Source organism: Nocardioides sp. NPDC054178 (assembly GCF_055585005.1).
This window is the reverse complement of record NZ_JBVJKY010000003.1, coordinates 578,991-595,745: the sequence shown is the minus strand read 5'-3', so window position 1 is coordinate 595,745 and position 16,755 is coordinate 578,991. Positions and strand designations below refer to the sequence as shown.

General features: G+C 69.0%; 19 protein-coding genes. 8 read left to right on the top strand and 11 right to left on the bottom strand.

What is annotated here, in order from left to right; translation table 11 throughout:
* From ACZ6WN_RS15490 to ACZ6WN_RS15480, 3 genes are read right to left on the bottom strand one after another with little or no spacing between them, the layout of a single operon-like run.
* Complete coding sequence (locus ACZ6WN_RS15490; protein WP_465865724.1) at positions 1–990, bottom strand: ATP-grasp domain-containing protein; 990 nt, start codon at positions 988–990, stop codon at positions 1–3.
* On the bottom strand, positions 987–2,147 hold the full coding sequence (locus tag ACZ6WN_RS15485; protein ID WP_465865723.1) for a flavohemoglobin expression-modulating QEGLA motif protein: 1,161 nt from the start codon (positions 2,145–2,147) through the stop codon (positions 987–989). Before ACZ6WN_RS15485 ends, ACZ6WN_RS15490 begins: the two co-directional genes overlap by 4 nt.
* 51 nt (positions 2,148–2,198) lie before the next feature.
* Positions 2,199–3,416: a M20 metallopeptidase family protein gene (locus ACZ6WN_RS15480; protein WP_465865721.1), complete on the bottom strand. Its 1,218-nt coding sequence runs from the start codon at positions 3,414–3,416 to the stop codon at positions 2,199–2,201.
* Positions 3,417–3,508: 92 nt separating this feature from the next.
* On the opposite strand from ACZ6WN_RS15480, the gene ACZ6WN_RS15475 reads away from it, so the two are divergent.
* Entirely contained in the window at positions 3,509–3,877 is a 369-nt protein-coding gene (locus ACZ6WN_RS15475) for a hypothetical protein (RefSeq protein WP_465865719.1), read from the top strand.
* Here the strand turns inward: ACZ6WN_RS15475 and ACZ6WN_RS15470 are convergent.
* Together ACZ6WN_RS15470 and ACZ6WN_RS15465 are read right to left on the bottom strand one after the other, a co-directional pair.
* On the bottom strand, positions 3,874–5,238 hold the full coding sequence (locus tag ACZ6WN_RS15470; protein WP_465865718.1) for an FAD-binding oxidoreductase: 1,365 nt from the start codon (positions 5,236–5,238) through the stop codon (positions 3,874–3,876). The genes ACZ6WN_RS15475 and ACZ6WN_RS15470 overlap by 4 nt on opposite strands.
* A gap of 51 nt (positions 5,239–5,289) precedes the next feature.
* Entirely contained in the window at positions 5,290–6,096 is an 807-nt protein-coding gene (locus ACZ6WN_RS15465) for a hypothetical protein (protein WP_465865717.1), read from the bottom strand.
* A gap of 120 nt (positions 6,097–6,216) precedes the next feature.
* On the opposite strand from ACZ6WN_RS15465, the gene ACZ6WN_RS15460 reads away from it, so the two are divergent.
* Positions 6,217–6,675, top strand: coding sequence for an Lrp/AsnC family transcriptional regulator (locus ACZ6WN_RS15460; protein ID WP_465865715.1), 459 nt, complete (start codon positions 6,217–6,219; stop codon positions 6,673–6,675).
* Between the two features lie 87 nt (positions 6,676–6,762).
* Entirely contained in the window at positions 6,763–7,560 is a 798-nt protein-coding gene (locus tag ACZ6WN_RS15455) for a class I SAM-dependent methyltransferase (protein WP_465865713.1), read from the top strand.
* Here ACZ6WN_RS15455 and ACZ6WN_RS15450 read toward each other — a convergent pair.
* The gene (locus ACZ6WN_RS15450; RefSeq protein ID WP_465865711.1) at positions 7,554–8,543 is read right to left on the bottom strand and encodes a tyrosine-type recombinase/integrase; all 990 of its coding nucleotides are present in this window, start codon (positions 8,541–8,543) and stop codon (positions 7,554–7,556) included. The genes ACZ6WN_RS15455 and ACZ6WN_RS15450 overlap by 7 nt on opposite strands.
* 108 nt (positions 8,544–8,651) lie before the next feature.
* Here ACZ6WN_RS15450 and ACZ6WN_RS15445 point away from each other — a divergent pair, with 108 nt between their 5' ends.
* Entirely contained in the window at positions 8,652–9,650 is a 999-nt protein-coding gene (locus ACZ6WN_RS15445; RefSeq protein ID WP_465865710.1) for an alpha/beta fold hydrolase, read from the top strand.
* Positions 9,651–9,699: 49 nt separating this feature from the next.
* Here ACZ6WN_RS15445 and ACZ6WN_RS15440 read toward each other — a convergent pair whose 3' ends face one another.
* Entirely contained in the window at positions 9,700–10,089 is a 390-nt protein-coding gene (locus ACZ6WN_RS15440; RefSeq protein ID WP_465865708.1) for a DUF1304 domain-containing protein, read from the bottom strand.
* Between the two features lie 77 nt (positions 10,090–10,166).
* On the opposite strand from ACZ6WN_RS15440, the gene ACZ6WN_RS15435 reads away from it, so the two are divergent.
* Positions 10,167–11,399 carry a low temperature requirement protein A gene (locus tag ACZ6WN_RS15435; RefSeq protein ID WP_465865706.1) on the top strand — a complete coding sequence of 411 codons (1,233 nt, stop codon included), beginning with the start codon at positions 10,167–10,169 and terminating at the stop codon, positions 11,397–11,399.
* 12 nt (positions 11,400–11,411) lie between these two features.
* On the opposite strand, the gene ACZ6WN_RS15430 is transcribed toward ACZ6WN_RS15435, so the two are convergent.
* Genes ACZ6WN_RS15430 through ACZ6WN_RS15420 form a run of 3 tightly spaced genes read right to left on the bottom strand, consistent with a single transcriptional unit; the run spans position 11,412 to position 12,654 of the window.
* A complete protein-coding gene (locus ACZ6WN_RS15430) occupies positions 11,412–11,759 on the bottom strand; it encodes a TraR/DksA family transcriptional regulator (protein WP_465865705.1) in 348 nt (115 codons plus the stop codon).
* Positions 11,756–12,268 carry a putative immunity protein gene (locus ACZ6WN_RS15425; protein ID WP_465865703.1) on the bottom strand — a complete coding sequence of 171 codons (513 nt, stop codon included), beginning with the start codon at positions 12,266–12,268 and terminating at the stop codon, positions 11,756–11,758. Before ACZ6WN_RS15425 ends, ACZ6WN_RS15430 begins: the two co-directional genes overlap by 4 nt.
* The gene (locus ACZ6WN_RS15420; protein WP_465865701.1) at positions 12,265–12,654 is read right to left on the bottom strand and encodes an MmcQ/YjbR family DNA-binding protein; all 390 of its coding nucleotides are present in this window, start codon (positions 12,652–12,654) and stop codon (positions 12,265–12,267) included. Before ACZ6WN_RS15420 ends, ACZ6WN_RS15425 begins: the two co-directional genes overlap by 4 nt.
* A 206-nt stretch (positions 12,655–12,860) precedes the next feature.
* Between ACZ6WN_RS15420 and ACZ6WN_RS15415 the strand changes: the two genes are divergently transcribed.
* From ACZ6WN_RS15415 to ACZ6WN_RS15405, 3 genes are all read left to right on the top strand, one after another.
* On the top strand, positions 12,861–13,793 hold the full coding sequence (locus tag ACZ6WN_RS15415; protein ID WP_465865699.1) for a zinc metalloprotease: 933 nt from the start codon (positions 12,861–12,863) through the stop codon (positions 13,791–13,793).
* Positions 13,794–13,901: 108 nt separating this feature from the next.
* Positions 13,902–14,516 (top strand): GyrI-like domain-containing protein, encoded by a 615-nt coding sequence (locus ACZ6WN_RS15410; protein WP_465865697.1) that lies wholly within the window; start codon positions 13,902–13,904, stop codon positions 14,514–14,516.
* 116 nt (positions 14,517–14,632) lie between these two features.
* Entirely contained in the window at positions 14,633–15,994 is a 1,362-nt protein-coding gene (locus ACZ6WN_RS15405; RefSeq protein ID WP_465865695.1) for an alpha/beta fold hydrolase, read from the top strand.
* Here ACZ6WN_RS15405 and ddaH read toward each other — a convergent pair.
* Positions 15,985–16,755 carry a dimethylargininase gene (ddaH, locus tag ACZ6WN_RS15400; protein ID WP_465865693.1) on the bottom strand — a complete coding sequence of 257 codons (771 nt, stop codon included), beginning with the start codon at positions 16,753–16,755 and terminating at the stop codon, positions 15,985–15,987. The two genes, ACZ6WN_RS15405 and ddaH, sit on opposite strands and share 10 nt — an antisense overlap.

The window sequence follows — 16,755 nt, the reverse complement described above, 5'->3', positions numbered from 1 at the left end:
TCAGCCGCGGGCGCGCTCCTGAAGGGCCTCGATGATCGTCGGGCAGATGTCGGTCTCATAGAGCCACTCGATGCTCTGGATGCCGCCCGGACTGTCGGCGTTGATCTCGAGCACCTTGTCGCCGACCACGTCGATCCCGACGAAGAACAACCCGTCGGCCGCGAGCTTGGGAGCCATCGTGTCGACGATGTTCTTCTCTCGAGCGCCGATCTCGAGCAGTTCCATCCGCCCGCCCTTGCTGATGTTGGCGCGCGGGTCGTTGCCCTGAGAGATGCGTCGGAACGCGGCGTACGCCCCATCGACCTCGATCAGCTTGCCGTCGAGCAAGAAGATCCGAGAGTCGCCCTCCTCGCCGCCCTGCACGAACTCCTGGGCGATCGCATAGCCGTCGGCGAAGACCGCTTCGATGATCTGGGCCAGGTTGGTCTCGTTCTCGTCCTTGACGACGAAGACGTTGCGTCCCTTGCCGCCGTAGAGGGGCTTGACCACGGACTTGCCCACGTCGGCGACGAACCGTCTGATCGCCCCGGCGTCGCGAGTGACGAGGGAGCGCGGCCGAATACTCTGGGGGAACTCCTCGAGATAGAGCTTGCTCGTCGCGCGGCTCAGCGTCACCGGGTCATTGACCACCGTGACACCGCGAGCGGCCAGCATCTGCCCGAAGACGGTGCCGAGCGGGCCGGCCCACGGTCGCTCCTGCATATCGGTGGCCTCTTCGTTGCGCAGGAACAAGGCATCCAGGGAGTCCATCACCAGGTGCTCCGCATCGCGTTCCTTGATCCGGGCCAGGAAGGTCTCGAGTGTGTCGTCGTCCATGAACTCGGCCCGGCGCGCACGGGCGAGGAGCTGCTGAGTCGTGTCGAACTCGACATCGCCCGCGCCGACGTACCAGACCTCGTGCGAACCCTGGGCGGCCGCCCTCGCGAGTCGTGTGGTCGCCATCTCGGGGTGTTCGACGGCGATCTCGTTGACGAAGAACGCAAGCTTCATCTCTCTCCATCTCCTTCATTGAGGTCGGTGACCTGCATGCCGCCGGCCATCCGGTCGAGGCGCTCCCGCGCGCCGGGCACCTCGAGCCACCGCGGGCGCACCCACGGTGGCTCGAGTACGCCGCGGTCGAGCAGGTCCTGCACCAGGTCGACGTGGTCCAGCGCGAGCTTGCCGACCAGGAGCACGTCGAGGTCGATGCCCGAGGCAACGGCCTCGAGGATGCGGCTGATCCCGCGCAGGTAGATCGCGTCTCGCACCATCCCGCCGGCGACGATGACTCGGACCGCCACCGACCATGCGGTCTGCCGGGGGATCCGGTGTCTGCTCTCCAAGGTGTCGAAGATCTCCATGAAGGTCGCGCCGGTGAGCAGGAGATCGACGGCGATGACCCGCGCCGCCAGCACCCGCAGCCGCCGCGGGTCCAGCCCGCCGGTGACGTACTCGGCGATCAGGGCCAAGCCCTCCTGGGTCTCGTCGTAGCCGGGGAGGCCGACGGTCAGCATCTTCAGCGGCTGTCGCGCGCCGTTCTGGTAGGTGACGACATGCGTACCGACCTCGTGATGAAGCAGCGGCTCGACCCGGTCGGCGCGGAAGCTCGCCGCCTCCGGGATCAGCAGCTGCCCCGAGGACACCATCAGCTCGGAGACGTCCTCGCGCACCTCGACAGCGACAGGAAATTCGGGGTACGCCGCCCGATAGTGCTCCAGCTCGCCGCGTGCCGCGTCAGCGAAAGCCCCCGACGTCACGTTCCCGCGAGCCGGGGCCGGCGGCTCGATGTCGGCGAGCAGTTGCTCGGCCGACGCCACGAGGCTGGGGGACGGGTCGCCGAAGAGCTGCCGCGACCCGTGCACGAACTTGGTCGTGTCACGGTCCTCCAGGGCGGTGATCTGGCGCGCTATCTCATCTCGCTTGGCCCGGAACAAGGCGTGCAGGGCAGGGTCGGCGACGTCCTCGACCTCGAGGTTGTACAGGTCGCGTCGTACCAGGTCAGGGTCGAAATCGAGCTCGCGGAGCCGCAGCGTCGGCGCTACGGTGAAGTCGCTCCGCTTGAAGTCGTCCCACGCCTCCGCTGCGTTGAGCGGGGTGAGGTTCAGCAGCAGGTCGACCTGGCGCTCGATCTCGGTGAGCCGGGCGTCGATGCCGAGAGCGGGCGCCATCTCTTGAGTCGAAGCAGTCATACCCGAGCGGGTACCCAGATCCCGAGACGATCATCCCTGCTCAGATCCGTCGGCGGCGCTCAGGGTGTCGATCGCGAGCAGCGCCAGTGCCGCTGCTTGGTCGCCGAGCACGCTGTCGTCGAAGGCGGCGTCAGGGGAGTGGTTGGGCGCGGCCGCTTCGCTCGGGGCGGCGCCCAGCAGGACCATCGTGGTCGGGACCTGCTGGCTGACGAAGGAGAAGTCCTCGGCACCCATCGTCGGCCGAGGCACCTCGACCACCCGCGGCCCGAAGGCGTTACGGAGCGTCGCCATCGCCCGCCGGGCGGTCGTCTCGTCGTTGACGACGCTCGGGTAGCCGGTGTCGAGCGCGACCCTCGCGACCAGCCCGTGCGCCGACGCGATGCCCTCGACCAACTGGGGGAGCTCCTCCTCGATCCTGGACAAAGTGTTCGGTTCGACGGTGCGTACGGTTCCGGTCATCTGCACCGACTCGGGGATCACGTTGTCGATGCCCGTGCCCGCCGTCAGGTTGGTCACAGAGATGACGACCGGGTCGAAGGAGTCGAAACGGCGTGCGGTGTAGGTCTGCAGTGCCAGCACGATCTCGGCCGCGATCGGAACGGGATCGCGGGTTTCGTGCGGCCGGGACCCATGCCCGCCGCGACCCGCGAGGTCGATCCTCAGGTGCGTCGAGCTCGCCGTCACCGTGCCGGGCCGGGTGAGGAAGACCCCACGAGGCGCGTTGCCGACGTGGATCGCGTACGCCGCGACCGGCCGGCTGCCGGCGGCGTCGAGCACACCCTCCTCGATCATCAGCCGGGCGCCGCCGTGACCCTCCTCGCCCGGCTGGAACATCAGCACGACGCTTCCGGCCAGCTCGGAGCGGTGCTCGGCGAGCAGCCGTGCTGCGCCGACCAGCCCGGCCACATGCAGATCGTGACCACAGGCGTGCATCGCACCGTTGGTCGAACGGTAGGAGACCTCGACCGCCTCGGTGATCGGGAGTGCATCCATGTCGGCACGGAGCAGGACGGCCGGCCCCGGCCGCCCACCGCGCAGAACCGCGGTCACCGACGACAGCGACCGCCCCTCGGTGATCTCCAGGTCCAGACCGGACAGCGCCTCGAGCACCCGGCGCTGGGTCCGGGGCAGGTGCAGACCGAGCTCGGGCTCGGCGTGGATGCTCCGCCGGAGCTCGACCAGATCGGGTGCGAGCGCGTCGGACGAGGCCATGATCTGTGCCCGAAGAGCACTGTTGCTGGACACCATGTCCAGAAAAGTATCAGACGACGGTGGCGCCCGTCAGCGCCCAACCGATCACCATGCGGTCCGGATGACCGGCCGTCGGACAGGATGGGCGCATGGACTCTGAGAGTGCGCGGCGCTCGGCCGCCTTCGTCGGAATGGCCACACTGCCGATCGGGGCGGCGATCCTTCTCAAACCGGAGTGGGTGGGGCGCTCGCTCAAGCTCGGCGACCATCCGGTGGCGCTGCGGGTGATCGGCGCCGCCGACCTGGCGCTCGTGCCCGGGCTGCTGGCAGGTCGGCGCAGGCTGCCGTGGATGGTGGCCCGCGCCGGGCTCAACGTGGCGATCGCGGCGTACTGCGCCCATCTCGCGCGCAGCGAGGGCACCGTCGCGCCCAAGATCGCGGCATCCGCGCTGGTGTTCGCGACGGCTGCCGACACCCGGACGATCCTCGCCCTGCACCAGGACGAGAATCGTCCCTAGGGCGCGATGTTCTGGTTGTGGCTGAACAGGTTTCCCGGGTCGTAGGCCCGCTTGACCTTCTTGAGCCGCTCGTAGTTGCTGCCGTAGGTGTCGGTGACGCGACCCTGGTCGTCCTCGGACATGAAGTTCACGTATCCGCCGGCCTCGGAGTGCGGCGTGAGGGCGGCGGCGTAGTCGCGGACCCACGCGATGTGGGCGGCGTCCTCCGAAGCGTCCGGCCACGCCGAGACGATGACGGTCGAGAACGTGGCGTGACGGTAGGAGAACGCGGTGTCCGTCGCGCCGACCCGGGAAGCAGCACCGTTGATCGGGTACAGGTGCATCGTCGAGCTCGCGTTCGGCGCCTTCGGGCCGTGGGCCAGGTGCACGTCGATCGCCTCGTCGGTCAGCTCGGTGACGTAGTTGCCCTTCCAGTAGCTGCGTACGCCGCGGGGGAACAGGTCGTCGAAGGCGCTGTTGAGCCAGGGGTACGGCATGGGCGCGACCATCTCGCCGACGCGCGGCGCGAGGTCGCGGAACGGCTGCATCGCCGCCTCGCCCTCCTCGACCGGTCCGCTCCAGTGGACGACGGCGACACAGAACGTGTCGCCGTGGCGCTCTTCGGGCAGGAAGGGGAGGGGAGGGGCCACCTGAAACGCCGGGAAGCCGCCACAGCGCTCGTCGGCCTCGGTGACCCAGGTGCGAAAGTGGCGCAGCAGGTCGCCGGCGTGCTCCAGCTCGTAGAAGAAGAGCCCGACCACCGGCTGGTCCACGGGATGCAGGTCGAACTCGAAGGTGGTGACGACCCCGAAGTTCCCGCTGCCTCCGCGCAGCGCCCAGAACAGGTCGGGGTTCTCGGACTCGCTGGCATGGCGCAGCTGCCCGTCTGCGGTGACGACGTCGGCCGAGCGAAGGTTGTCGATCGAGAGCCCGAAACCGCGCGTGAGGTAGCCGATGCCGCCGCCGAGCGTCAGACCGGCGACGCCGGTCGTCGACACGATCCCGCCGGGCGTGGCGAGGCCGTGCGCATGGGTGGCTTCGTTGAGGTCGGCGAGCGTCGCACCACCGCCCACACGAGCAGTTCGTGCGTCGGCGTCGACCTCGACGGTACGCATGGGGGACAGGTCGATGACCACGCCGTCATCGATCGTTCCGAAACCTGGCGCGCTGTGCCCGCCGCCGCGTACGGCCAGCGGGAGGCCGTTGTCGCGTGCGAAGTTCACGGCAGCGCTGACGTCGGCGGCGTCCTCGGCCAGCACGACAGCGGCCGGACGGCGGTCGATCATCCCGTTCCAGACCGCTCGAGCGGTCTCGTAGTCGGAGTCGTCAGGCGTGACGACCCGACCTCGTACGTGTTCTCTGAGTTCGTTGATGGTTGTCATGAATCCAGCGTCATCTGCCGCATTCGCAGCAGCCCATCCTGATGCGCCACGTCATCGAGTTCCGGTACACGGCTCCGCAAGCCGGAGACCACCCGGGTCGTCCCGGTTGCCCAGTCGTCCGATGATCGCGTTCGCGACCAGGAGGGCGGCGAGGCCGATTCCGGCCGAGCTCAAGATCCCGAGCGCCGGCGTCAGCACCGCGACAGCACACAGACACACCGCGGTGCCCGAGATCGACGCGAGCGTGCCCTGGGTCAGGGAGACGGCGTACGCAGGCCCCTGCGCGGCGTGAACGGCCGGACTCATCACCATGAGGATGGTCGGCAACGACGCGAGCGCACCCGCAAGCGTGGATCCGACGTGCGGTTCGATCGCTGACATCGCCACCACCGTGACGCCCGCCATAGCCATCCTGACGAGGACGTCGGCGCGCGTGGCGGGCGCGGCGGGGGACTGCGAGGGCTGAGGCGGCCAGGTGGCGAGCCCGACCACGGCAGCCGACCACACCAGGAGCACCACGATCAACGGGGCATCGAGCATCAGGGTAGTCAGTCCTGCGGTGGCCGCGGCAGCGAGTGCGACGAGCATCGAGGCAAGCGAACCCAGTCGAGGTGCCGTACGCGCATAGGCGATGCAGAACAGGGCGCAGACGAGTTGCCCGCTGAGGGCACCAGCGGCCGCGTCACCGGCAGCGGTGGCACCGCTGCCCATCCAGATCACGAGCATGAAGGGCAACGACGTGGTCGGCAGGCCGATGAAGAAGCCGCCGCGACGAGGCCCGAGACGGCCGGCGAGCCACGATGCGAGGAAGACGATGGCGGGTGCCAGGAACACCTTGACGAGGAGGAGGGGAGTCACACCTGCGACGCTAGGTGTGGTTTCGGTTCGTTTGGCTCGGACTTCCTGGCGGGATCCGTGCCTGCGCCTAGGTTTCCTCAGTGGATTCCGGAATCAGCCCCGGAAACCTAGGATCGAGCCATGGTGTCGCTCGATCGCATCGACAAGATGCTTCTGACCACGCTGGCCAAGGACGGCCGTGCCACCTATGCCGAGCTGGCTCACCAGGTGCACCTGTCGGCCAACTCGGTCGCGGAACGTGTACGCCGCTTGCGAAGGGAAGGGGTCATCCAGCATTTCGGGGTGACTCTCGACCCGGTCGCGCTCGGGAAGCCTCTGGGAGTCCTGAGCGACATCAAGCTGCGTGAAGGCGTCGAGCGCGTTGCCTTCGCAGAGAGCCTGGCTGCGGTCCCGCAGGTGATCGGCGCGCTGCGCCTGACCGGCGAGAACGACTACCAGCTCCACATCGTCGCGGCCGACACCGCCGAGCTCGAGGCGGTGATCGACCGTCTCAAGCGTGACTTCGGGGTAGCGGCGGTCAATTCACGCCTGATCCTGCGCGAGGTGCCGGTCGACGTCACCCAGGTGCTCGGCAGCTGAGTTCTGCCTGACTTGACATAATGTGCATTATCGGCGACTAAGGAAGAAGCGGCGATACCGGTCCTGAGGCCGTTACAGTGCGTTCCTGTGGCAAAGAACTTCGACCCGGTTGCGCATAACCGTGTCGCCTGGGACGGGCTGGTCGACAACGACAACGAATGGTCTCGGCCGGTCGGCCCTGAGGTCGTCTCCCGGGCCCGTGACGGCGACTGGTCCGTGGTGCTCATCGGTCACGAGCCGATGCCACGCGACTGGCTGCCTGCAGAGCTCGCCGGCGTCCGCGTGCTCTGTCTGGCCTCCGGAGGCGGTCAGCAGGGCCCGGTCCTCGCGGCCGCCGGCGCGATGGTGACCGTGTTCGACAACTCGCCCAAGCAGCTGGCCCGTGATGACGAGGTGGCCGCTCGCGACGGGCTGGAGATTCGCACCGTGCTCGGCGACATGCGTGACCTCGGCGTCTTCGCCGACGGCGACTTCGATGTCATCGTCAACCCCGTCTCGAACGTGTTCTGCCCGGACCTGGCGCCGGTGTGGAACGAGGCGTTCCGCGTGCTGCGTCCTGGTGGAGCGCTCCTGACGGGATTCATGAACCCGGATGTCTACCTCTTCGACGAGCTGGCGCTGGACCGGCAGGAGCTGGTGGTGCGTCACCGGCTCCCGTTCAGCTCGCTCGACCTCTCCGAGGCCGACCGGATGAGCGCCTACGGGGACGGCCCGATCGAGTACAGCCACTCGCTGACCGAACAGATCGGCGGACAGCTGGCCGCAGGGTTCATCCTGACCCACCTGACCGAGGCGCCGCACCACGCAGACGTCACCGCCCAGCACCTCTCGGCCTACATCGCCACCCGGGCGGTCAAGCCACCCGTCGCCTCGCCGGCTCACTGAGGTCTCGGGACCGCCGTCTCCCGCAGCACCTCGCGGGCCGGTGAGAGCAGCACGGCATCACGCGTGTCGGCGGCGGTCGCCTTGACGTAGATCCCGGTCGTCTTGAGATCTTCGTGACCGAGCAGCCCCTGCACGGCCGGCACCGGTACGCCGGAACGGATCAGTCCCTTGGCAGCGCTGTGCCGAAATGCGTGCGCCGCCTCGCCAGGCTGCTTCGGCACGCCGGCGAGGCGGATCCAGGTCTCGACCAGATGGTTGAGCGCGCCCGGGCGCAGCTGTTTGCCTGAGGTCAGCACGAACAGGCTGTCGGCCATGTCGCGAGCGCCGAAACGAGCCTCCAGCTCGGCCAGGTAGACGTCGACCGCGTCGACCGCCTCGGGCGGCAACGGCAGGTTGCGCTGCTTGTCGCCCTTGCCGATGACCCGCACCAGGGTCTCGCCGTCGGGCTCGCGCCGGAGGGAGCCGACGGTGAGACCGCACAGCTCCGCGGCGCGTACGCCCGTGGTGACCAGCACCGCGAAGATCGCCCGGTCACGGGCCGGCCAGCGACGCCGGTCGGTGCCTTCCCGCGGCGTCGAGGCGACGCGCGCCAGCCGGCGCAGCTCGTCGACGCTCCAGCCAGCAGGCAGCCGGCTGGGCCGCTCGGGTGCCTCGATACGCAGCGTGGGATCCACCAGCAGGTGTCCCTCGAGCTGCAGCCAGTGGGTGAAGAGCCGCAACGTGCCGACGCGGCGCTGACAGGTCGCCGCGGCCGAGCTCTCCCGCAGCGACCTGTAGGCGATGCGTACGTTCTGGTCGGTCAGCGCCGAGATCGGGACCAGCGCCAGCACGTCGGCATCACGGTCGCCGCCCGCGTCGACATGCAGCTGTCGGGCCCAGGCGGTGATGTCCTGCCGGTAGGCGTTGCGGGACTTGTCGTTGAGCCCGCGGCGCGTGAGTGTGGCCCGGTCGGTCAGGAAGTCCTCGACCACATCGCCGAACATCACACCATCCTCAGGTACGCTCACATCCCCCGATATTACAGTCTTTTCGAACATTTCTGCGATAGGGGGTACTATCGCGGAAATTGCACGAGGTGGCAGACTCCAGCCGTGCCCGACACCGCTGTGACTCACCGCACCGAGAACGTCAACGGGATCGACCTGCACTGGGTGGAGTCCGGGCCGGCAGACGGCCGGCTCGTGATCCTGGTGCACGGGTTTCCGGAGTCCTGGTACTCCTGGCGCCACCAGATCGCCGCGCTCGCCGATGCGGGCTACCGCGCGGTCGCGATCGACGTGCGTGGATACGGCGGCTCCTCGAGACCGCGCGCCGTCGAGGACTACCGGATGCTGCGCCACGTCGGCGACAACGTCGGCCTGGTGCATGCTCTGGGCGCGGAGACCGCCACCATCGTCGGACACGACTGGGGCGCTCCCATCGCCTGGACAACGGCGCAGCTGCGGCCCGACGTCTTCACCGCTGTGGCCGGTCTGTCGGTGCCGTTCAGTCCCTCCGGGCGCCGTCGGCCGACCGAGGCGATGGCTCAGGCCGGCGGTGACGACGAGGACTTCTACATCTCCTACTTCCAGGCCCCGGGTGTCGTCGAGGCCGAGATCCTGCCCGACGTACGCCGCTGGCTGCTGGGCATCTACTACTCGATCTCGGGCGAGGGCGTGCTCGCCGCCGGTAGGGGTCCGCGCGGGGCGCTCGGGCTGGTGCCACGCGGCGACCGGCTCTCCGACCAGTTCGTCTACCCCGCCGAGATGCCTGAGTGGCTGACCGAGGCCGACGTCGACTTCTACGCGGGTGAGTTCGCCGACTCGGACTTCTTCGGTCCGCTCGCGCGTTACCGCAACATCGACCGCGACTGGGAGGATCTCGCGGCCTTCAGCGACGTGCCCATCACCGTGCCGTCGCTCTTCGTCGCCGGCGAGTACGACGGCCCCGCGATCACCGGTCGCCGTCAGATCGAACGCTTCGACGAAACCCTGCCCGGACTCACGAGGTCGGTGGTCCTCCCCCGGTGTGGACACTGGGTCCAGCAGGAGCGCCCCGAGGAGACCAACCGGCTCCTGCTCGAGTTCCTCGCAACAGGTGGTCGACGGTAGTTCGTCGGCTCGTTCCAGGCGATCGACCGGGCGATCATCAACCCCTGGCTCAGCGGAGCGTTCCAACGAGGAGCAGGACCACGGCGAGCAGCGGGACGACTCCCTGCTTGAGCGCGGCACCTCGCTTGTCGGGCGAGGAGAGGAACAGGACCGTCGCGGCTGCGGCCATGGACCCGGCGCCCGCGAACACCAGCGCCGCACCCGCGGCGTCCGAGCCGGCGGCGACCAGGACGATGCCGACCGCCGTGACGATCGCCAGGAACAGGTTGTAGAAGCCCTGGTTGTAGGCGAGCTCCTTGGTCGCCTCGGCCTCCTGGGCGCTCGTCCCGAAGACGGCGCGCGTCTTGGCACTCGTCCAGGTCACCGACTCCATCACGAAGATGTAGACGTGCACCAACGCAGCGAGTCCGGCGAGCACCAACGCCACAACGACCATCATGGGCTGAGAGTAACCGGCTCGGAAGCAGTTGACGCGCACCCTCCCCGAGACGGCTCCGTGGTGGCAGGATCGTCGCCATGACCGCCGTACGACCTCATCGGCTGATGCAGATGAGCGGACGCGACCCGAACGAGGTCGGCCGCTCCGCCACTCCCCTGGAGCTGCTGTTCGATCTCGCCTTCGTCGTCGCGTTCGCGCAGGCCGGCGACGCGTTCGCCCATCTGGTCGCCGAGGAGCACCTGGCGTCCGCGATCGGTGGCTTCCTGTTCACCGCGGTCGCGATCTGCTGGGCATGGATCAACTTCGCCTGGTTCGCCTCCGGGTTCGACACCGACGACTGGGTGTTCCGCTCCCTCACCATCGTGCAGATGGGCGGCGCCATCGTCGTGGCTCTGGGCGTCGCGCCGCTGTTCGAGTCGATCGAGCACGGCGGCGTCCTCGACAACAGCGTCCTGGTCGCGGGCTACGTCGTGATGCGGGTCGCGATGGTCGCGCAGTGGCTCCGAGCCGCGTCGCAGTCCCCCGTCTACCGCCGCACCGCGCTCACCTACGCCGGCTCGATCCTCGTGGCTCAGATCGGCTGGGTGATCCTCGCGGTCGCGCAGACGAGCTCGGTGGTCCTGGTGGTGCTCGCGGCGGTCGTCTTCTACGGCATCGAGATGATCGGCCCGGTCTACGCCAAACGCCGATGGGGCATGCCGTGGAACGCCGAGCACATCGCCGAGCGCTACGGGCTGCTGCTCATCATCACGCTGGGAGAGGTCATCCTCGGCACGGTCGCTGCGGTGGCCTCGGCCGTCGAGAACGTCGGCTGGTCGCAGGAGTCGATCCTCCTCGTCGTCGCCGGGACCCTGTTGGCGTTCGGGATCTGGTGGGACTACTACATCGTTCCGTTCGCCCGCTTCATCGAGCGGCATCGGGACCGGGCCTGGATCTTCGGCTACGGGCACATCCTCATCTTCGCCTCGGTGGCGGCCTTCGGTGGTGGCATCCACGTGGCGGCGTACGTGGTCGAGGGTGAGGCGAGCATCGGCGTGCTCGGCGCGGTGCTCGCGGTCGCGATCCCGCTGGCGATCTTCACGATCGCCTACTTCGGCATCTACTCCGCGCTGATGCGGCGCGTCGACGTGCTGCACGTCAACCTGGCCGTCGGCATGCTCGGGGTACTTGTCCTCGCGGTCGTCGCGGCCGCGAGCGGCGTCTCTCTCGGCTGGTCGCTGCTGATCGCCGCAGCCGCGCCGTACGTGACGGTCGTCGTCTACGAGACCTGGGGCTATCGGCACGTGGCCGCCGACGTCGAGGCCGTCTGAGCGGACGGCCGGTCAACGCCTCCTGGCAGCGCAGGCGATGCAGGTGCGTGCCACGGGTCGGGCCTCGAGGCGTCCCTCGCCGATCGGCTCACCGCAGATCTCGCAGATCCCGTAGGTGCCCTGGGCCAGCCGATCCAGGGCGGCCTCGACCTCGTCGAGATGGCGACGGGCCTGGCGTACGAGTGCCTGGAGCTGGGAGCGCTCGAAGGCGATCGTGGCGCCCTCGGGATCGTGCTCGTCATCGGCGTTGGTGTCGCGCGAGGCCGCGACGACGGCATCGAAGTCGTGGGTGAGGTCGGCGAGCCGGGCGAGCGTCTGCCGGCGTTCGGTCTCCAGGCGTTCCCGCGTCCGGTCCTTCATTCGAAGACCGACCAGCAGATGTCGTTGCGGATCCGCTGATCGTCGAGGACGAGGTCGCGGACGGGGCCCGGGAGCTGCTCGCGCTGCCAGCGGCACTCCCGGCGTCCGGCCTCCATGGCCTCCGCGGGCGGGGCGGCGTCGCGTACGGCCTTGATGGCGTACGCAGCCGCGCCCAGGTCGTGGGCGGCGACATGGGCGACCACGCCGGCCTGCCCGGCGGCGTAGGCGGCATTGCGGGCGGCTCCGCGCAACGGCCGGGCCGCGCCCATGGCGTGACCGCCGAGCGCACGAGCCTGCATCATCTTGAGCTCCCCGCGGGTCCAGGCCCGTGCCGCCTCGATGGCCTCCCGCGGCCGCGGGTCCTCCGGGCACTCCGCCTCGAAGAACGGGAGGACGTGCTCGGCACAGGTGGCCGCCCACAGCGCGAGCAGCCGGTGGTCGGTGTCGGTGAGCGTCCCGCCGCGCCGGACCGTGATCAGGCGCGGGTCGCGCTCCTTGGCCAGGATCATCGTTCTCCTCGGTTCATCGGGTGGTCCGGTCCGGGGCCGTCGGGGTGGGTGAGGTCGTAGGCGGCCGATACCTTCTTCGGTACGCAGAGCCGCCAGGCGTCGACGACGAACTCGCACGCCTCGATCGGGTCGAGCTCGCCCAGGCGCGACTCGACCCAGTTGAACCGCATCTCGGACTCCCGGGGCAGGTGGAACTTCTCCGGTGCGCCGGCGACCAGCGCCGCCCGCTCCTCCTTCGGGAAGCCGAAGCCCATCTCGGTCTCGTCCAGGGAGAAGGCGACGTAGACGATCGAGCCGACCCGGAACTTCAGCCGGCCGCGTACGAACACCTCGTAGGACCGCTCGAGGCTGGAGCCGAGCCACCGGACATCTTCCACGGTTGCCATGCTCCGGAGCGTACCCAGGTCTCCCTGGCGACAAGACCTCCTGCGCGCGGGCAGCGGCGTTGGTTACCCGTCAGTTAAATCCCTCCGCTCATGGACAAATCTGCGGTCATTACATTCCCGTGCAACGAAATTTGGTGTTGAGTCAGCGTTCGAAATCCGGGTCTCATACCCCGTGGGCTCGGACCGAGTGAGAGGACCCTCATCGCATGACGTTGAACCGTTCAGCTCGCATCGCAGCCACGGCCATTAGCCTGGCGCTCGGTGCCGCGTTGCTGGCCATGACCGCCGTCCCGGCAGCGGCGTGGGCACCCCAGGAGTCGGAGGCCGCCTGCCTCGAGCCCGCCGGCCATGACGAGGCCGACGCCGCCCGAGGCGGCTCCGGCGGAGACCACCGCGACATCTCCGCGGCGGAGCAGCAGCGCATCGAGGCCCGCACTGCGGCGATCCTGGCCAAGAAGGCCAGCGCCGCGCGCACCGCGGCCACCGTTCCCGTCTACATCCACAAGATGCTCGGCACGGACGGTTCCGGCGACGTGACCCAAGCACAGATCGACGCACAGATCGCCGAGCTCAACCAGGACTTCGCAGGTCAGGAGCTGGCCGGCACGGCTGCCGACACCGGTTTCACGTTCACGCTCGCCGGCGTCGACACCTACTACAACAACCAGTGGCACAAGGACCGCCAGTCGACGAGCTACCGCACCCAGACCCGCCTGGGCGGCAAGAACGCGCTCAACATCTGGCTCGTCGACTTCGGTTACCTCGGCATCGCGACGTTCCCCTGGGACTACGCGCGCAACCCGGGCATCGACGGTATCCGCGTGCAGTACAGCTCGCTTCCCGGCGGCTCGGCCACCAACTACGACCAGGGCAAGACGGCGACGCACGAGGCCGGCCACTGGTTCGGGCTCTACCACACCTTCCAGGGTGGCTGCACCACGACCAACGACGAGGTCGCCGACACCCCGGCTCAGGCCAGCTCGACCTCGGGCTGCCCCGCCGGCCGTGACTCCTGCAGCCTCCCCGGCCTCGACCCGATCCACAACTACATGGACTACAGCTACGACAGCTGCTACAACCAGTTCACTCCGGGTCAGAGCACCCGGATGGACCAGATGTGGGCGGCGTACCGAGCCTGATCATCCGGGCCTGATCACCTGGCTTGATCTGCACCGCTGCTCGCCTGGCGCGTCCGACGTGACTCGCTAGGCGAGCAGCTGCCCTGTCCGGAGCGTCATCATGTCCCCATGGCGACGAAGACGGATCTGAAGAAGACGCTCGACGGCTACCGGGCGCGGGCGGGCGAGTTCCGCGTCCTCGAGGTACCGCCACTCCCCTACCTGATGGTCGACGGGCACGGTGATCCCAACGACGCCCAGGAGTACGCCGACGCGCTCGCGGCGCTCTATCCGGTGGCGTACACGCTGAAGTTCGCCAGCAAGAAGGACGGCCGCGACTATGTGGTGCCGCCGCTGGAGGCGCTGTGGTGGGCCGAGGACATGGACGCGTTCACCCGGGCGCGGGACAAGTCGCAGTGGGACTGGACCGCGATGATCATGACGCCGGACTGGATCACCGCACAGATGTTCGACGAGGCGGTCTCGAAGGTCGGTGAGAAGGACCGCCCGGCGAGCCTGGGCAAGGTGCGCCTGGAGACGCTCGCGGAAGGCACCTGCGTGCAGACGCTGCACATCGGGCCGTACGACGACGAGGGCCCGGTCCTCGCCGAGATGCACGAGCGGTTCATCCCCGAGAACGGGCTGCGGATGACCGGGAAGCACCACGAGATCTACCTGGGTGATCCGCGGCGCGTGGAGCCCGCGAAGCTCCGCACGATCCTGCGCCAGCCGGTCGTCTCGTAGGGCGGCGAATCTCGGTGTACAAGTGTGGACTGAAACTCTTGTCACCGTGACCGCGCTCACATTACTCTTCAGTAACTCGGGACGACGCGGTCCCGCTTACGTGAGGAGAGTCCCCCATGGCTCAGCACGCATCGAGCATCTTCGTGAAGCACCCCGTACGCACGTTGGCGACCGCGCTGGCCGTCGCCGCCGTCATGCCCGCAGTCCTGGCCGCGCCGGCCGAGGCAGCCGACCAGAGCACTGCCGTCGTCTCCCGTGGCGTCGAGATCCCGGAGTTCTACAACCCGCCGGCCGACCTCCCCGAGGCGGACGGTGAGCTCGTCCGCACCGAGCCGCTCCCCCTCGGCGTCGGCCTCTCGATCCCGGGCGTCGGCTCGCTGCCCGGCACCGCCACCCGGGTGATGTACAAGACGACCGACAACAACGGCGCCCCCGCCGCGGTGACCGGCGCCTACATCGAGCCGTTCGCGGCCTGGAGGGGTGCCGGCGACCGTCCGTTCGTGGTCGTCGCGCCCGGCACCATGGGGCAGGGCGACCAGTGCTCGGCCTCGCTCGGTCTGGAGCGTCCGATCCTCTTCAACGGCAAGACCGTCTCGGTGGGCTACGAGGACATCGGGATCTACCGGCTCCTGGCGCGCGGGGTCGCGGTGATGGTCACCGACTACGTCGGCCTCGGCGCCACCGACCGGCTCCACACCTACGTCGACCGCGTCGACGGAGGCCACGCCGTCCTCGATGCCGCGCGGGCAGCGCGCGCGGTCCCGGACGCATCGGTGACCGCCGGCTCGCGGGTCGCGCTCTACGGCTACAGCCAGGGCGGCGGCGCGACCGGGTCGGCCTCCGAGCTCGCCGCGACGTACGCTCCCGAGATCAAGCTCGTCGGCGCCTACGTCGGTGCACCGCCTGCGGATCTGCGGGCGACGGCGCAGGGCATCGACGGGTCCGCCCTGGTGGCGGCGCTGGGCTGGACCATCAACGGGCTGGCGCAGTCCGACCCGGAGCTGCAGCCGATCCTCGACGAGAACCTCAATGCCAGGGGGAAGGCGGCGCTCGCGGACCTGTCGACGGCGTGCGTCGCGGACGGCATCATCAGCTACCCCTTCCAGCGCAGCAACAGCTGGACCACGACCGGCGAGAGCCTCGACGACATCATCGAGCGCGAACCCACGGTGGAGGCGATCATCACCGAGCAGAAGCTCGGAAACCTGGCACCGCGGATCCCGGTGAGGCTGGCCACCGGCACCCAGGACGACATCGTCCCCCACCGGCAGGCCCGTCAGCTCGCCGTCGACTGGTGCCGCCAAGGCGCCAAGGTGACCTACCAGGCGGTCGTCCTGCCCAACCTCGGCGACGGGCTGATCACCAACCACATCACGCCGCTCCTGGCCGACCAGACCGCGGCGATCAACTGGATCACCGACCGTGTCGGGGGTGTCGCGGCCGGCTCGAACTGCTCGACGATGCCGCTTCAGCCCTGAGCTGGGCGTAGCCGCACGGACAGGCAGGTGACGCAGCCTTCGAGCTTCTCGAACTCGGAGATGTCGACCGGCACGACCGTGTAGCCGCGCTCCTCGAAGATCGCTCGGCTCAGCGGAGCCGAGGCAGCCATCAGCAGCGTACGTTCGTCGAGGACGACCACGTGGGAGCCCGACTCCTCCGGGACCGGCAGGAACCGGGCTCCCCACACGCTCGGGTCGTCGACCAGCGGCTCGTGGCCGATGACGGTGCCGTCGGGGAGCGCGGTGACGGCCGACTTGAGGTGGAGCACCTTCGAGACGGGGACGGCGAGCACGTCGGCGCCGAGGGGGCCGAGCAGTGCCCGGAGCTGGGCGATCCCCTCGGCGTTCGTACGCCCGCCCTCCCCCACCCACACGGTGTCGCCGTGCTTGAGCACGTCGCCGCCGTCGAGCGTCCCGGGCGCCTCGATGTGGGCGATCCGGTAGCCCCGCGCCCGGACGGCGTCCTCGGCCGCGACGATCTCCGGGCGCCGTTCCAGCGCTCCCGGGCGGCTGATCACGGCCAGGTCCGCGAAGACCACCATCGTGTCCTCGACGAAGACCGAGTCCGGGCAGTCGTCGGCGGGATCGACCTCGTGCGTCGTCCAGCCCGCCGAGCGCATCGCGGCGACGTACGCCGCCCACTGCTCGTGGGCGAGGCCGACGTCGACCGGGCTCCGCTCGATGTGGGTGACGAGCCCGTCGGCGAGACGGGGCGAGGGGCGGCGTACGAGAGCGTGCAT

Excerpts from the sequence above, each read along its gene's own strand:
- ACZ6WN_RS15480 (WP_465865721.1), bottom strand. The coding sequence starts at position 3,416 with ATGGTGTCCAGCAACAGTGCTCTTCGGGCACAGATCATGGCCTCGTCC.
- ACZ6WN_RS15485 (WP_465865723.1), bottom strand. The coding sequence starts at position 2,147 with ATGGCGCCCGCTCTCGGCATCGACGCCCGGCTCACCGAGATCGAGCGC.
- ACZ6WN_RS15470 (WP_465865718.1), bottom strand. The coding sequence starts at position 5,238 with ATGACAACCATCAACGAACTCAGAGAACACGTACGAGGTCGGGTCGTC.
- ACZ6WN_RS15450 (WP_465865711.1), bottom strand. The coding sequence starts at position 8,543 with ATGTTCGGCGATGTGGTCGAGGACTTCCTGACCGACCGGGCCACACTC.
- ACZ6WN_RS15430 (WP_465865705.1), bottom strand. The coding sequence starts at position 11,759 with ATGAAGGACCGGACGCGGGAACGCCTGGAGACCGAACGCCGGCAGACG.
- ACZ6WN_RS15460 (WP_465865715.1), top strand. The coding sequence starts at position 6,217 with ATGGTGTCGCTCGATCGCATCGACAAGATGCTTCTGACCACGCTGGCC.
- ACZ6WN_RS15420 (WP_465865701.1), bottom strand. The coding sequence starts at position 12,654 with ATGGCAACCGTGGAAGATGTCCGGTGGCTCGGCTCCAGCCTCGAGCGG.
- ddaH (WP_465865693.1), bottom strand. The coding sequence starts at position 16,755 with ATGCACGCTCTCGTACGCCGCCCCTCGCCCCGTCTCGCCGACGGGCTC.
- ACZ6WN_RS15490 (WP_465865724.1), bottom strand. The coding sequence starts at position 990 with ATGAAGCTTGCGTTCTTCGTCAACGAGATCGCCGTCGAACACCCCGAG.
- ACZ6WN_RS15475 (WP_465865719.1), top strand. The coding sequence starts at position 3,509 with ATGGACTCTGAGAGTGCGCGGCGCTCGGCCGCCTTCGTCGGAATGGCC.
- ACZ6WN_RS15440 (WP_465865708.1), bottom strand. The coding sequence starts at position 10,089 with ATGATGGTCGTTGTGGCGTTGGTGCTCGCCGGACTCGCTGCGTTGGTG.
- ACZ6WN_RS15435 (WP_465865706.1), top strand. The coding sequence starts at position 10,167 with ATGACCGCCGTACGACCTCATCGGCTGATGCAGATGAGCGGACGCGAC.
- ACZ6WN_RS15405 (WP_465865695.1), top strand. The coding sequence starts at position 14,633 with ATGGCTCAGCACGCATCGAGCATCTTCGTGAAGCACCCCGTACGCACG.
- ACZ6WN_RS15410 (WP_465865697.1), top strand. The coding sequence starts at position 13,902 with ATGGCGACGAAGACGGATCTGAAGAAGACGCTCGACGGCTACCGGGCG.
- ACZ6WN_RS15425 (WP_465865703.1), bottom strand. The coding sequence starts at position 12,268 with ATGATCCTGGCCAAGGAGCGCGACCCGCGCCTGATCACGGTCCGGCGC.
- ACZ6WN_RS15415 (WP_465865699.1), top strand. The coding sequence starts at position 12,861 with ATGACGTTGAACCGTTCAGCTCGCATCGCAGCCACGGCCATTAGCCTG.